This window comes from Pseudomonas sp. BGI-2 (genome assembly GCF_004310295.1).
In the GTDB taxonomy this organism is placed as follows: domain Bacteria; phylum Pseudomonadota; class Gammaproteobacteria; order Pseudomonadales; family Pseudomonadaceae; genus Aquipseudomonas.
Genome location: NZ_SISB01000005.1, coordinates 39,648 through 51,887, shown reverse-complemented (window position 1 = coordinate 51,887; position 12,240 = coordinate 39,648). Strand labels below are relative to the sequence as shown.

15 protein-coding genes are annotated in these 12,240 nt (G+C 58.7%); 14 read left to right on the top strand and 1 reads right to left on the bottom strand.

Going from position 1 to position 12,240, the window contains the following annotated elements:
• Positions 1 to 210: 210 nt before the first annotated feature.
• Complete coding sequence (gene suhB, locus EYC95_RS05020) at positions 211 to 1,029, bottom strand: inositol-phosphate phosphatase (protein ID WP_008014726.1); 819 nt, start codon at positions 1,027 to 1,029, stop codon at positions 211 to 213.
• A gap of 305 nt (positions 1,030 to 1,334) precedes the next feature.
• On the opposite strand from suhB, the gene trmJ reads away from it, so the two are divergent.
• The 14 genes from trmJ (at position 1,335) to EYC95_RS04950 (ending at position 12,239) form a co-directional block, all read left to right on the top strand.
• Positions 1,335 to 2,105: a tRNA (cytosine(32)/uridine(32)-2'-O)-methyltransferase TrmJ gene (trmJ, locus tag EYC95_RS05015; protein WP_010457884.1), complete on the top strand. Its 771-nt coding sequence runs from the start codon at positions 1,335 to 1,337 to the stop codon at positions 2,103 to 2,105.
• 2 nt (positions 2,106 to 2,107) lie between these two features.
• Entirely contained in the window at positions 2,108 to 2,884 is a 777-nt protein-coding gene (cysE, locus tag EYC95_RS05010; RefSeq protein WP_131059385.1) for a serine O-acetyltransferase, read from the top strand.
• A 267-nt stretch (positions 2,885 to 3,151) separates the two neighbouring features.
• Positions 3,152 to 3,643 carry a Fe-S cluster assembly transcriptional regulator IscR gene (iscR, locus tag EYC95_RS05005; RefSeq protein WP_008042436.1) on the top strand — a complete coding sequence of 164 codons (492 nt, stop codon included), beginning with the start codon at positions 3,152 to 3,154 and terminating at the stop codon, positions 3,641 to 3,643.
• 50 nt (positions 3,644 to 3,693) lie between these two features.
• Entirely contained in the window at positions 3,694 to 4,908 is a 1,215-nt protein-coding gene (locus tag EYC95_RS05000; RefSeq protein WP_131059384.1) for an IscS subfamily cysteine desulfurase, read from the top strand.
• A gap of 84 nt (positions 4,909 to 4,992) precedes the next feature.
• Positions 4,993 to 5,379, top strand: coding sequence for a Fe-S cluster assembly scaffold IscU (gene iscU, locus EYC95_RS04995; protein WP_007929523.1), 387 nt, complete (start codon positions 4,993 to 4,995; stop codon positions 5,377 to 5,379).
• A 34-nt stretch (positions 5,380 to 5,413) separates the two neighbouring features.
• The gene (iscA, locus tag EYC95_RS04990; protein WP_003227904.1) at positions 5,414 to 5,737 is read left to right on the top strand and encodes an iron-sulfur cluster assembly protein IscA; all 324 of its coding nucleotides are present in this window, start codon (positions 5,414 to 5,416) and stop codon (positions 5,735 to 5,737) included.
• A gap of 8 nt (positions 5,738 to 5,745) precedes the next feature.
• Positions 5,746 to 6,267: a co-chaperone HscB gene (hscB, locus tag EYC95_RS04985; RefSeq protein WP_131059383.1), complete on the top strand. Its 522-nt coding sequence runs from the start codon at positions 5,746 to 5,748 to the stop codon at positions 6,265 to 6,267.
• 51 nt (positions 6,268 to 6,318) lie between these two features.
• Positions 6,319 to 8,181, top strand: a complete 1,863-nt coding sequence (hscA, locus tag EYC95_RS04980) for a Fe-S protein assembly chaperone HscA (RefSeq protein ID WP_131059382.1) — start codon at positions 6,319 to 6,321, stop codon at positions 8,179 to 8,181.
• A 2-nt stretch (positions 8,182 to 8,183) separates the two neighbouring features.
• The gene (gene fdx, locus EYC95_RS04975) at positions 8,184 to 8,525 is read left to right on the top strand and encodes an ISC system 2Fe-2S type ferredoxin (protein WP_131059381.1); all 342 of its coding nucleotides are present in this window, start codon (positions 8,184 to 8,186) and stop codon (positions 8,523 to 8,525) included.
• A 14-nt stretch (positions 8,526 to 8,539) separates the two neighbouring features.
• Positions 8,540 to 8,740 carry a Fe-S cluster assembly protein IscX gene (iscX, locus tag EYC95_RS04970; protein ID WP_008147746.1) on the top strand — a complete coding sequence of 67 codons (201 nt, stop codon included), beginning with the start codon at positions 8,540 to 8,542 and terminating at the stop codon, positions 8,738 to 8,740.
• 92 nt (positions 8,741 to 8,832) lie between these two features.
• Positions 8,833 to 9,258 (top strand): nucleoside-diphosphate kinase, encoded by a 426-nt coding sequence (ndk, locus tag EYC95_RS04965; protein ID WP_007916882.1) that lies wholly within the window; start codon positions 8,833 to 8,835, stop codon positions 9,256 to 9,258.
• Between the two features lie 28 nt (positions 9,259 to 9,286).
• On the top strand, positions 9,287 to 10,429 hold the full coding sequence (gene rlmN / locus EYC95_RS04960; protein ID WP_131059380.1) for a 23S rRNA (adenine(2503)-C(2))-methyltransferase RlmN: 1,143 nt from the start codon (positions 9,287 to 9,289) through the stop codon (positions 10,427 to 10,429).
• 17 nt (positions 10,430 to 10,446) lie between these two features.
• The gene (pilW, locus tag EYC95_RS04955; protein ID WP_131059379.1) at positions 10,447 to 11,205 is read left to right on the top strand and encodes a type IV pilus biogenesis/stability protein PilW; all 759 of its coding nucleotides are present in this window, start codon (positions 10,447 to 10,449) and stop codon (positions 11,203 to 11,205) included.
• On the top strand, positions 11,205 to 12,239 hold the full coding sequence (locus EYC95_RS04950; RefSeq protein WP_131059378.1) for a RodZ family helix-turn-helix domain-containing protein: 1,035 nt from the start codon (positions 11,205 to 11,207) through the stop codon (positions 12,237 to 12,239). The genes pilW and EYC95_RS04950 overlap by 1 nt, the downstream gene beginning before the upstream one ends.
• The last annotated feature ends 1 nt before the right edge of the window (position 12,240 follow it).

Sequence of the window (12,240 nt, the reverse complement as noted above, 5' to 3'; positions counted from 1 at the left end):
GCTTTTTTTGTGATCGCGATTTATGCCTCACCACAGATCCCTGTGGGAGCGGGCTTGCTCGCGAAGGCGGCTTCACATTCAACAATGATGGTGACTGACACACTGCATTCGCGAGCAAGCCCGCTCCCACATTTGGTCGGTGGTGTTGTTGAGGGAGGATTCCAGGCATAAAAAAAGCACCCCGAAGGGTGCTTTTTTGTGGCCGGTCGCTTAGCGTTTCAGCGAGGCAGGCAGGTGCGGCTGGATGGCCGTCAATACTGCTTTGAAGCACTTGGTGTTACCGGCAACGATGTGGCCTTTCTCAAGGAAGTCGTGACCGCCGGTGAAGTCGCTCACCAAGCCGCCGGCTTCCTGGATCAGCAGGGCGCCTGCAGCCATGTCCCACTCGGACAGGCCCGATTCCCAGAAAGCGTCGAAGCGACCAGCAGCCACGTAGGCCAGGTCCAAGCTCGCCGAACCAGCGCGGCGGATACCGGCGGTCTGGCCGACCAGAGCGCGGAACATGCCCAGGTAGTTGTCGAGGTTGTCCATCTGGTCGTCACGGAACGGGAAGCCGGTACCCAGCAGGGCGCCGTCCAGGCTGGTGCGGCCGCTGACGCGCAGGCGACGACCGTTCAGTTGAGCGCCACGACCACGGCTGGCGGTGAATTCTTCCTGGCGAACCGGGTCCAGAACAACAGCGTGTTCCAGGCGACCGCGGTATTTGCAGGCGATGCTGACAGCGAAGTGAGGAATGCCGCGCAGGAAGTTGGTGGTGCCGTCCAGCGGATCGATGATCCACAGGTATTCTTCGCCTTCGATCCCGGTGCCGGCGTGCATGCCGGTTTCTTCACCCATGATCGAGTGGTTCGGGTAGGCCTTGCGCAGCGCGTCGATGATTTTCTGTTCGGCAGCGCGATCCACCTCGGATACGTAATCCTTGGCGTCTTTTTCGTCGACCTTGATGGTATCCAGGCGCTCGATGGAGCGGAAGATCAATTCACTGGCGCTGCGGGCGGCGCGCAGCGCGATATTCAGCATGGGCTGCATGGATGTGTCACCTAAGGTTGTTAAAGAAAGCCGGGCATTCTATCAGAACTTTTCTACAGGTGAAGGTCGGTGTTCGCTTTCATAGCTTAACGGTGTGTCCCGCCTCGAAAATACGTTCACATTTTGACGAGTGGTCAATGTTGGCAGGCAAGGCGCCGCGCCGACTCATAGCGTGCTATGGGGAGAAGCGGCAACGCAGCATGCCAACATTGAACGCCGTCAAAAGTGAACAGTTATTTTTGAGGCGGGACACCCTGATGAACTGTAAGATTCTGCTCCCCATTTCTGTGTTCGAGACGCCTCCCGTGCTGCATAACATTCGTGTCGTCCTGGTCAATACCAGCCACCCCGGCAACATCGGCGGGGCTGCGCGTGCCATGAAGAACATGGGCCTGTCGCGGCTGGTGCTGGTCGAGCCGCGGCTGTTCCCGCACCACGAGGCTGACGCTCGTGCTTCCGGCGCCGGGGATATCCTTGAAAACGCGCAAGTCGTCGCCACCTTGGAAGATGCCTTGGTCGGCTGCAATCTGGTGCTCGGCACCAGTGCCCGTGACCGTCGCATTCCCTGGCCGTTGCTTGATCCCCGCGAGTGCGGTGTGAAAGTGGTCGAGGAAGCGGCGTCGGGTGCCGAGATTGCCTTGGTGTTTGGTCGTGAAGATTCCGGCCTGACCAATGAAGAGCTACAGCGATGTCATTATCACGTGCACATTCCATCAGACCCTGAGTTCAGTTCGCTGAACCTTGGGGCAGCGGTGCAGGTGTTGAGCTATGAAGTACGGATGTCCTGGCTCGCGGCCCAAGGTCAGCCGAGCAAGGTCGAGAAGGATGAAGTGGCGTCCACCAAAAGTGGTGAGCTGGCGACCATGGATGAACTGGAGCGATTCTATGAGCACCTGGAGCAAACCCTGGTGGCCATCGAGTTCCTCGATCCGGAAAAACCACGGCACTTGATGGCGCGCCTGCGCCGGTTGTACGGTCGCAGCTCGGTCAGCCGGGCGGAAATGAATATATTGCGTGGCATCCTCACGGAAACCCAGAAAGCGGCCCGTGGCGAGCTTCTAAAGCGGAAGGATTAAAAATGTTCGAGCGTTTGCGTGAAGATATCCAGAGTGTTTTCCATCGTGATCCGGCAGCGCGCAACGCCTTTGAAGTTCTGACCTGCTACCCGGGCATGCACGCCATCTGGATCCATCGCCTGTCGTCCGCCCTGTGGGGCATGGGCTGGAAATGGCTGGCGCGGCTGGTGTCGAACTTCGGTCGCTGGTTGACCGGGATTGAAATCCATCCGGGCGCCAAGGTCGGTCGTCGCTTCTTTATTGACCATGGCATGGGCATCGTCATCGGTGAAACCGCCGAGATCGGCAACGACGTCACTCTTTATCAGGGCGTGACCCTGGGTGGCACCAGTTGGAACAAGGGCAAGCGTCACCCGACTCTGGAAGATGGCGTGGTAGTGGGGGCGGGCGCCAAGGTGCTCGGTCCTTTTACGGTGGGTGCGGGGGCCAAGGTCGGCTCCAACGCCGTGGTGACCAAGGCTGTGCCTGCCGGCGCGACAGTAGTCGGGATTCCAGGGCGGATCATCGTCAAATCCGATGAAGAGCAGGACGCCAAGCGCAAGGCCATGGCCGAGAAGATCGGCTTCGATGCCTACGGTGTTGGCGAAGACATGCCTGACCCGGTGGCGCGTGCCATTAACCAATTGCTGGATCACTTGCAGGCGGTCGATGGTCGTCTGGAGGGGATGTGCGGGGCGTTGAAGGATCTGGGCAGTAATTACTGTGCAAAAGAGCTGCCTGAGCTGCGCGAAGAAGATTTTGCCTGTGTGAAGGACAAGGATCAGAGTCAGGCCAGCTAGACCGAGTCGGTCCCTTCGCGGGCAAGTCGGATCGCCGCCCGCTCGCTCCTACAGGATCAGCGCAACGCCTGTGGGAGCGAGCGGGCGGCGATCCGACTTGCCCGCGAAGAACGATAACGCGGTACTGCTGGCTGTAACCGGCCCGCCTTTGCTATGATGCGGCCGCTCTTTTGCGGGTAATCCTGACTAAAGTACTAGGTCTTATAGTTGACTTAAATACTCGGGAATTGCATACTCGCCCCATTCCGAACTCCGTGGTAATTGTCCATGCGACTGACTACAAAAGGCCGATACGCCGTAACCGCCATGCTCGACCTGGCGTTGCACGCGCAGCACGGGCCGGTGTCCCTGGCCGATATCTCCGAGCGCCAAGGCATCTCCCTGTCCTACCTCGAACAGCTCTTTGCCAAATTGCGCCGCAGCAATCTGGTGTCCAGCGTTCGTGGTCCGGGCGGTGGCTACCAGTTGTCCCGCGACATGCAGGGCATCCAGGTCGCCCAGGTGATCGATGCGGTGAACGAATCGGTCGATGCCACCAAGTGCCAGGGCCAAGGTGATTGCCATCAAGGCGACACTTGCCTGACTCACCACTTGTGGTGCGATCTGAGCCTGCAGATTCACGAATTTCTGAGCGGTATCAGCTTGGCTGATCTTGTCACTCGCCGTGAGGTACAAGAAGTAGCCCAGCGTCAGGACCAGCGTCGTTGCAACAGCAAGACGCCACGCCTGGACAAGATTGAAGCGTCCGCCGTCGAATGACAGCCAAAGAGCTAGCGGCACGCCAGCCAGCCTGATTTAGGAGATAGTCCATGAAATTGCCGATTTACCTTGATTACTCTGCGACCACCCCGGTTGATCCGCGTGTTGCGCAAAAAATGAGTGAATGCCTGCTGGTCGACGGAAACTTCGGTAACCCGGCGTCCCGTTCTCACGTGTTCGGCTGGAAAGCTGAAGAGTCCGTCGAAAACGCTCGTCGTCAGGTCGCAGACCTGGTCAACGCCGACCCGCGTGAAATCGTCTGGACCTCCGGTGCCACCGAGTCCGACAACCTGGCAATCAAGGGTGCGGCGCATTTCTACGCCACTAAAGGCAAACACCTGATCACCACCAAGATTGAGCACAAGGCTGTCCTCGACACCATGCGCCAACTGGAGCGTGAAGGTTTCGAAGTGACCTACCTCGAGCCTCAGACCGATGGCCTGGTTACCCCGGCGATGATCGAAGCCGCCCTGCGCGACGACACCATCCTGGTCTCGGTCATGCACGTGAACAACGAAATCGGCACCATCAACGACATCGAAGCCATCGGCGAACTGACCCGTTCCAAGGGTATTCTGTTCCACGTCGACGCTGCTCAGTCCACCGGCAAGGTCGATATCGACTTGTCGAAGCTGAAAGTCGACATGATGTCGTTCTCCGCTCACAAAACCTACGGCCCTAAAGGCATCGGCGCACTGTACGTGAGCCGCAAGCCGCGTGTTCGCATCGAAGCGACCATGCACGGCGGCGGTCACGAGCGTGGCATGCGTTCCGGTACCCTGGCGACCCACCAGATCGTCGGCATGGGTGAAGCATTCCGTGTAGCCAAGGAAGACATGGCTGCCGAGAACGTGCGTATCAAAGCCCTGAGTGACCGTTTCTTCAAGCAGGTCGAAGACCTGGAAGAGCTGTACATCAACGGCAGCATGACCGCCCGCGTTCCGCACAACCTGAACCTGAGCTTCAACTACGTTGAAGGCGAGTCGCTGATCATGGCGCTCAAGGATCTGGCGGTTTCGTCCGGTTCGGCCTGCACCTCGGCTTCCCTTGAGCCTTCGTACGTACTGCGCGCCCTGGGCCGCAACGACGAACTGGCACACAGCTCGATTCGCTTCACCTTCGGCCGTTTCACCACCGAAGAAGAAATCGATTACGCCGCGCAGAAAGTCTGCGAGGCCGTTACCAAGCTGCGCACCTTGTCGCCGCTGTGGGACATGTACAAAGACGGTGTCGACATTTCGAAAATCGAGTGGGCGGCACACTGATTTCAAGTCGCCGCAAACCGGCCCTGCAGGATTTCGATTCGCAGGGCTCAAGAGCGACTCTCTGATGAGTGAGGATTAAGAACCATGGCTTACAGCGAAAAGGTCATCGACCACTACGAGAACCCGCGCAACGTCGGCAAGATGAACGCGGAAGACCCAGATGTCGGCACCGGCATGGTCGGCGCTCCAGCGTGCGGCGACGTGATGCGCCTGCAGATCAAGGTCAACGAGCAAGGCATCATCGAAGACGCCAAGTTCAAGACCTACGGTTGCGGTTCGGCGATCGCCTCCAGCTCCCTGGCGACCGAGTGGATGAAAGGCAAGACTCTGGATGAAGCAGAGACCATCAAGAACACTCAGCTGGCTGAAGAGCTGGCCCTGCCGCCAGTAAAAATTCACTGCTCCGTACTCGCTGAAGACGCTATCAAAGCGGCCGTTCGCGACTACAAGCAGAAGAAAGGCTTGATCTGACTTTCAAGATTTGGCGACGAGTAAGGAGTCACCGATGGCTATCAGCATGACAGAAGCGGCTGCTCGACACGTGCGACGCTCCCTTGACGGGCGCGGCAAAGGTGAGGGGATTCGTCTGGGTGTTCGCACCACGGGCTGTTCCGGCCTTGCCTACGTGCTGGAGTTTGTCGACGAGGTGGTTGCAGAGGATCAGGTGTTCGAAAGTCATGGCGAGAAAGTGATCATCGACCCGAAAAGCCTGGCCTACCTGGACGGCACCGAACTCGATTTCGTCAAGGAAGGGTTGAACGAAGGCTTCAAGTTCAACAACCCCAACGTGCGCGGTGAATGTGGCTGCGGCGAAAGCTTCAACATCTGAGGCTGCTCGTGGGTACTCCTTGTCATTACGCTTTATTTGAACTGCAGCCGAGCTTCCGTCTGGATCTCGATCAGTTGGCCACGCGCTATCGTGAGTTGGCGCGCGGTGTTCATCCGGACCGCTTTGCAGACGCATCCGAGCGCGAGCAACGGCTGGCGCTAGAGCAATCCGCGAGCCTCAACGAGGCCTACCAGACGCTCAAAAGTCCCCCGAAGCGCGCGCGATACCTGCTCGCCATGGGTGGCCGCGAGTTGCCGCTGGAGGTCACGGTGCATGATCCGGAGTTCCTTCTCCAGCAGATGGAGCTGCGTGAAGAGCTCGAAGACCTGCAAGACAGCGCCGACCTGGCGGGTGTTGCAGTGTTCAAGCGTCGCCTGAAGACGGCTCAGGATGAACTGAACGAAAGCTTCGCAGCCTGTTGGGATGATGCAGCGCAACGTGAACAGGCCGAACGCCTGATGCGGCGCATGCAGTTCCTCGACAAGCTCACCTACGAAGTGCGCCAGTTAGAAGAGCGCCTCGACGATTAACCCAGTGCCGCTCCGGTCGCACGCCTGATATACAGATAAGTCCTGATAACGATGGCCCTACTGCAGATCGCCGAACCCGGCCAAAGTCCTCAACCGCACCAGCGTCGTCTGGCTGTGGGGATCGACTTGGGCACTACCAATTCGTTGGTCGCTGCGTTGCGCAGTGGTCTTTCCGAGCCTCTGGCCGACGCCGAAGGGCAGGTCATCCTGCCGTCTGCCGTGCGCTATCACGCCGATCGTGTCGAGGTCGGCGAGTCGGCCAAACTGGCTGCCGCCATCGATCCTTTGAACACCGTGCTGTCGGTCAAGCGCTTGATGGGTCGTGGTCTGTCCGACGTCAAGCAATTGGGCGATCAACTGCCGTACCGCTTTGTCGGCGGCGAATCGCACATGCCGTTCATCGACACCATTCAGGGCCCGAAAAGCCCGGTCGAAGTCTCTGCCGATATCCTGAAAGTGCTGCGTCAGCGCGCCGAAGAAGCATTGGGCGGCGAACTGGTGGGCGCGGTGATCACCGTTCCGGCCTATTTCGACGATGCTCAGCGTCAGGCGACCAAGGATGCGGCCAAGCTGGCCGGTCTGAACGTGTTGCGTTTGCTCAATGAGCCGACCGCTGCCGCTGTGGCTTACGGTCTGGATCAGCACGCCGAAGGCCTGGTCGCGATTTACGACCTGGGTGGCGGTACGTTCGATATTTCGATCCTGCGCCTGACCGGCGGTGTGTTCGAAGTGCTGGCCACCGGCGGCGACAGCGCCCTGGGTGGCGATGATTTCGATCACGCCATCGCTGGCTGGATCATCGAGTGCGCCGGTTTGTCGGCTGACCTCGACCCGGGTGCCCAGCGCCATCTGCTGCAAACCGCATGCGCCGCCAAAGAAGCCCTGACCAATGTCGCGACTGTTGAAGTCGCTTACGGTGACTGGAAAGCGCCGCTGACTCGCGAAGCCTTCGATGCGTTGATCGAGCCAATGGTTGCCCGCAGCCTCAAAGCCTGCCGCCGCGCAGTGCGTGATTCCGGCATCGAGCTGGAAGAAGTGCACGCCGTGGTCATGGTTGGCGGCTCGACTCGCGTACCTCGCGTTCGCGAAGCCGTTGCTGAAGCCTTCGGTCGTCAGCCGCTGACTGAAATCGATCCGGATCAAGTGGTGGCCATTGGTGCTGCGATCCAGGCCGATACATTGGCTGGCAACAAGCGTGATGGCGGCGAGTTGCTGTTGCTTGACGTGATTCCGTTGTCCTTGGGGCTGGAAACCATGGGCGGCCTGATGGAGAAGGTGATTCCACGCAATACCACCATCCCCGTCGCCCGCGCTCAGGACTTCACGACTTACAAAGATGGCCAGTCGGCCATGGCGATCCATGTGTTGCAGGGCGAGCGCGAGCTGATCAGCGACTGCCGCTCCCTGGCACGCTTCGAATTGCGCGGTATTCCGGCGATGGTGGCGGGTGCGGCGAAGATTCGCGTTACCTTCCAGGTCGATGCCGACGGTCTGCTCAGTGTCTCCGCTCGCGAATTGGGTTCGGGTGTCGAGGCCAGCATTCAGGTCAAGCCGTCCTACGGCCTGACCGACGGCGAAATCGCCAAAATGCTCAAGGATTCGTTCCAGCACGCCAGCGACGACAAGGTTGCCCGAGTGCTGCGTGAGCAGCAAGTCGATGCCCAGCGCCTGATCGAGGCGGTGCAGGCCGCCCTGGATGTCGACGGCGAACGCCTGCTCGACGCTGAAGAGCGCATGGTTATCGTGTTGCAGATGCAGGAACTGACCGAACTGATGAAAGGTACTGATGGTTACGCCATCGAGCAGCAGACCAAGCGTCTGTCGCAAGTGACCGACGCTTTTGCTGCCCGCCGCCTGGATTCGACGGTGAAAGCCGCGCTGGCGGGGCGCAACCTGAATGAGATTGAGGAATAACGATGCCGCAGGTCATTTTTCTGCCACACGAAAAGTTTTGCCCGGACGGCATGGTCGTGGAGGCTGAGACCGGTACGTCCATCCTCGAGCTGGCGCATGAGCACCATATCGAGATGGAAAGTGCCTGTGGCGGCGTCTGCGCCTGCACCACCTGCCATTGCCTGATTCGCGAGGGCTTTGACTCGCTGGAAGAGGCTGATGAGCTGGAAGAAGACTATCTTGATAAGGCTTGGGGGCTGGAAGCTCAGTCGCGCCTGGCCTGTCAGGCAAAAGTCGGGACTGAAGACCTGACCGTCGAAATTCCGAAATACTCGCTCAACCATGCGGCCGAAGCGCCGCACTGATTCAAGGAAGCGTCATGAGTCTGAAGTGGGTTGATGTGCTGGAAATCGCGATCCAACTGGCTGAATCCAAGCCGGATGTGGACCCGCGTTACGTGAACTTCGTCGATCTGCACAAATGGGTGCTGGCATTGCCGGAGTTCAGTGATGATCCGACCCGCGGTGGCGAGAAGGTGCTTGAAGCCATTCAGGCCGCCTGGATCGAAGAAGCAGACTGAGTCTGCGCCGTACGCAGTTAGGCAATACCAAAGAACCCGCGTATAATTCGCGGGTTTAATTTTTCACAAATTACCGTTTCTGGAGTTACACCATGGCTGTTCAACGTACTTTCTCCATCATCAAGCCTGACGCTGTTGCAAAAAACGTTATCGGCGAGATCACCACTCGTTTCGAAAAAGCTGGCCTGCGCGTTGTAGCTTCGAAACTGAAGCAACTGTCCAAAGCTGAAGCTGAAGGCTTCTACGCTGAGCACAGCGCTCGTGGTTTCTTCGGCGACCTGGTTGCTTTCATGATCTCCGGTCCGGTTGTCGTTCAGGTTCTGGAAGGCGAAAACGCTATCGCTCTGAACCGTGAGCTGATGGGCGCTACCAACCCTAAAGAAGCTGCTGCCGGCACCATCCGTGCTGACTTCGCTGATTCCATCGACGCCAACGCTGTACACGGTTCGGACTCCGAAGCCGCTGCTGCTCGCGAAATCTCGTACTTCTTCGCAGCTACTGAAGTAACCACTCGCTAAGCATTGGCTTTTGAGTGAAGGTGAATCCATGACTACATCGACTGTTAAAACTAACCTGCTGGGTCTGACTCAGCTGGAAATGGAAAAATTCTTCGACTCAATCGGGGAGAAGCGTTTCCGTGCCGGTCAGGTAATGAAATGGATTCACCACCTTGGCGTCGATGATTTCGACGCCATGACGAACGTCAGCAAGGCCTTGCGCGACAAGCTCAAGGTCATTGCTGAAGTCCGCGGCCCCGAAGTGGTCAGCGAGGACATTTCCACCGACGGCACCCGTAAATGGGTGGTGCGCGTGGCGTCCGGTAGCTGCGTCGAGACCGTGTACATTCCCCAGGGCAAACGCGGCACTTTGTGCGTTTCGTCCCAGGCAGGCTGTGCCCTGGATTGCAGTTTCTGCTCCACCGGCAAGCAAGGTTTCAACAGCAACCTCACCGCCGCCGAAGTCATCGGTCAGGTGTGGATTGCCAATAAATCGTTCGGCAGCATCCCGGCGACCGCCGACCGTGCCATCACCAACGTGGTGATGATGGGCATGGGTGAGCCGCTGCTGAACTTCGACAACGTCGTGGCCGCCATGCATCTGATGATGGATGACCTGGGCTACGGGATCTCCAAGCGCCGCGTAACCCTGTCTACATCGGGTGTGGTGCCGATGATCGATGAGCTGTCCAAGCACATCGACGTCTCCCTGGCGTTGTCGCTGCACGCACCAAATGACGCATTGCGTAACCAATTGGTACCGATCAACAAGAAGTATCCGCTTAAGATGCTGCTCGAGTCGTGCCAGCGCTACATGTCGTCCCTGGGTGAGAAGCGCGTGTTGACCATTGAGTACACGTTGCTCAAGGACATCAACGACAAGGTTGAGCACGCGGTCGAAATGATCGAGTTGCTCAAGAACGTCCCGTGCAAGATCAACCTGATTCCGTTCAACCCGTTCCCGCATTCCGGTTACGAGCGCCCGAGCAACAACGCGATTCGCCGTTTCCAGGATCAGCTTCACCATGCAGGCTTCAATGTCACCGTACGCACCACCCGCGGTGAAGACATCGATGCCGCGTGTGGCCAATTGGTAGGGCAGGTGCTGGATCGCACCCGTCGCAGCGAACGTTATATCGCCGTGCGCGAATTGAGCGCCGAGAACGATATGGCGCAAAACGCTGCGAAGTAAATCAAGAGAGGATCTCTATGTCCCTGCGCTTCGCGCTGCTTTTGCTATTGGCCAGCCTGTGTGCTGGTTGCGTCCTGTCGGGCGATTTCAACCCGATGAAGACCAGCAAAGGGCGCGATGAGGCGCGTACGGCCTACGTGCAACTGGGCCTGGGATACTTGCAGCAAGGCATGACCGAGCGGGCAAAAGTGCCGTTGAAGAAAGCCCTGGATCTGGATGACTCGGATCCGGATGCCAATGCGGCGCTCGGGCTGGTGTTTCAGGCTGAAATGGAACCTGAACTCGCCGACCAGCACTTTCGCAAGGCACTGTCTTCCCGCCCCAGCGATGCGCGAATCCTGAATAACTACGGCAGCTTTCTTTACGAAGAAAAACGTTACAAAGAGGCCTACGAGCGCTTTGAACAGGCGGCTGCCGATACCCTGTATCCTGAGCGTTCGCGAGTGTTCGAGAACCTGGGCATGACCGCTTCGAAGCTGGGTCAGCGTGATCTGGCTCAGCAGCAACTGGAAAAAGCCCTGCGTTTGAACCGCCAACAACCGCGTGCATTGCTGGAAATGGCTGAGTTGTCCTTGGAAGACAGGCATTATGTGCCCGCGCGTGACTATTACGACCGTTTTAGCCTGCTCACCGAGCAAAATGCACGTAGTCTATTGCTCGGCGTTCGGCTGGCAAAAGTGTTTGAAGATCGCGACAAGGCCGCCAGTTTTGGCCTGCAACTAAAACGACTCTATCCCGGTACGCCGGAATATCAGCAATACCTGTCGGAGCAATGATGAAAGCGGCGCATCCCGAAGTTGTAGCAGCGAATCGCGTTAACCCCGGTGAAACTTTGCGCCAGGCCCGCGAAAGCAATGGCTGGTCGCTGGCCGAAGTGGCCCTCAAGCTCAACCTCACCGTTAATTCCTTGAGCAATCTGGAAGCCGGCGCGTTCGACAAGCTGCCGGGGCACACCTTTGCTCGCGGTTATATTCGTGCGTACGCCAAGTTGTTGGGCATGGACCAGACCGTTCTGGTCCAGCAGTTCGACCAATCCACCGGCACCGACTCCCAGGGCAGCAATGTCCACAGCCTGGGGCGTATCGAAGAACCGGTTCGGGTTTCCCACACTATTTTGCGCATTGTCAGCCTGCTGTTGCTGATTGCAGTGATTGGCGGTGGTTTTATCTGGTGGCAGGATCAAACCTCCTTGCGCACCAAAGACTTGATCGGCCTCAGCCCGGAACACGTTGAAGTCGAAGGCGCCGATGGCACCACCCAGATCCATCCGCTGGACGAGCCGGAAGACCAGGCCGTCGCGGAAGGTCAGACTGAAGGCGCCACCGCGCTTGCGTTGCCGCAAGCCGAGACGTCGACTGAAGCACCGGCCGAAGCTGAAGCTACTGCGCCTGTCGCCGCTCCGACTGCACCCGCTGCCCCAGCGCCTGCTGCACCGGCGCACAGCGCTGCGCCCGTTGTCGCGACTCCCGTAGCACCTGCTCCGACTGCCCCTGTTGTGTCGACCCCGCCTGCAAGCGCGTCGGTCACTCCGACCATTCCCGCTCCAGCGGCAGCTGCTCCAGTGGCCGGCCAAGGCCAGGTTCAACTGCAGTTCACCGCCGATTGCTGGACCCAGGTAACCGATGGCACCGGCAAGGTGCTGTTGAGTGGCCTCAAGCGTAAAGGCGAAAATGTTTCCGTCAGCGGCAAGCCGCCGTTTTCCGTACGTCTGGGCTTCGCCCGTGGCGCGCAGGTCAGCTACAACGGGCAGGCGGTCGATGTCGCTCCGTTCACCAGTGGCGAGACTGCTCGCCTGAAGTTGGGTCAATAAG

What these genes read in the sequence shown, in the direction of transcription:
- ndk (WP_007916882.1), top strand. Translation starts at nt 8,833, where the DNA reads ATGGCTGTTCAACGTACTTTCTCCATCATCAAGCCTGACGCTGTTGCA.
- pilW (WP_131059379.1), top strand. Translation starts at nt 10,447, where the DNA reads ATGTCCCTGCGCTTCGCGCTGCTTTTGCTATTGGCCAGCCTGTGTGCT.
- rlmN (WP_131059380.1), top strand. Translation starts at nt 9,287, where the DNA reads ATGACTACATCGACTGTTAAAACTAACCTGCTGGGTCTGACTCAGCTG.
- iscX (WP_008147746.1), top strand. Translation starts at nt 8,540, where the DNA reads ATGAGTCTGAAGTGGGTTGATGTGCTGGAAATCGCGATCCAACTGGCT.
- fdx (WP_131059381.1), top strand. Translation starts at nt 8,184, where the DNA reads ATGCCGCAGGTCATTTTTCTGCCACACGAAAAGTTTTGCCCGGACGGC.
- iscU (WP_007929523.1), top strand. Translation starts at nt 4,993, where the DNA reads ATGGCTTACAGCGAAAAGGTCATCGACCACTACGAGAACCCGCGCAAC.
- EYC95_RS05000 (WP_131059384.1), top strand. Translation starts at nt 3,694, where the DNA reads ATGAAATTGCCGATTTACCTTGATTACTCTGCGACCACCCCGGTTGAT.
- suhB (WP_008014726.1), bottom strand. Translation starts at nt 1,029, where the DNA reads ATGCAGCCCATGCTGAATATCGCGCTGCGCGCCGCCCGCAGCGCCAGT.
- hscA (WP_131059382.1), top strand. Translation starts at nt 6,319, where the DNA reads ATGGCCCTACTGCAGATCGCCGAACCCGGCCAAAGTCCTCAACCGCAC.
- iscA (WP_003227904.1), top strand. Translation starts at nt 5,414, where the DNA reads ATGGCTATCAGCATGACAGAAGCGGCTGCTCGACACGTGCGACGCTCC.
- EYC95_RS04950 (WP_131059378.1), top strand. Translation starts at nt 11,205, where the DNA reads ATGAAAGCGGCGCATCCCGAAGTTGTAGCAGCGAATCGCGTTAACCCC.
- cysE (WP_131059385.1), top strand. Translation starts at nt 2,108, where the DNA reads ATGTTCGAGCGTTTGCGTGAAGATATCCAGAGTGTTTTCCATCGTGAT.
- iscR (WP_008042436.1), top strand. Translation starts at nt 3,152, where the DNA reads ATGCGACTGACTACAAAAGGCCGATACGCCGTAACCGCCATGCTCGAC.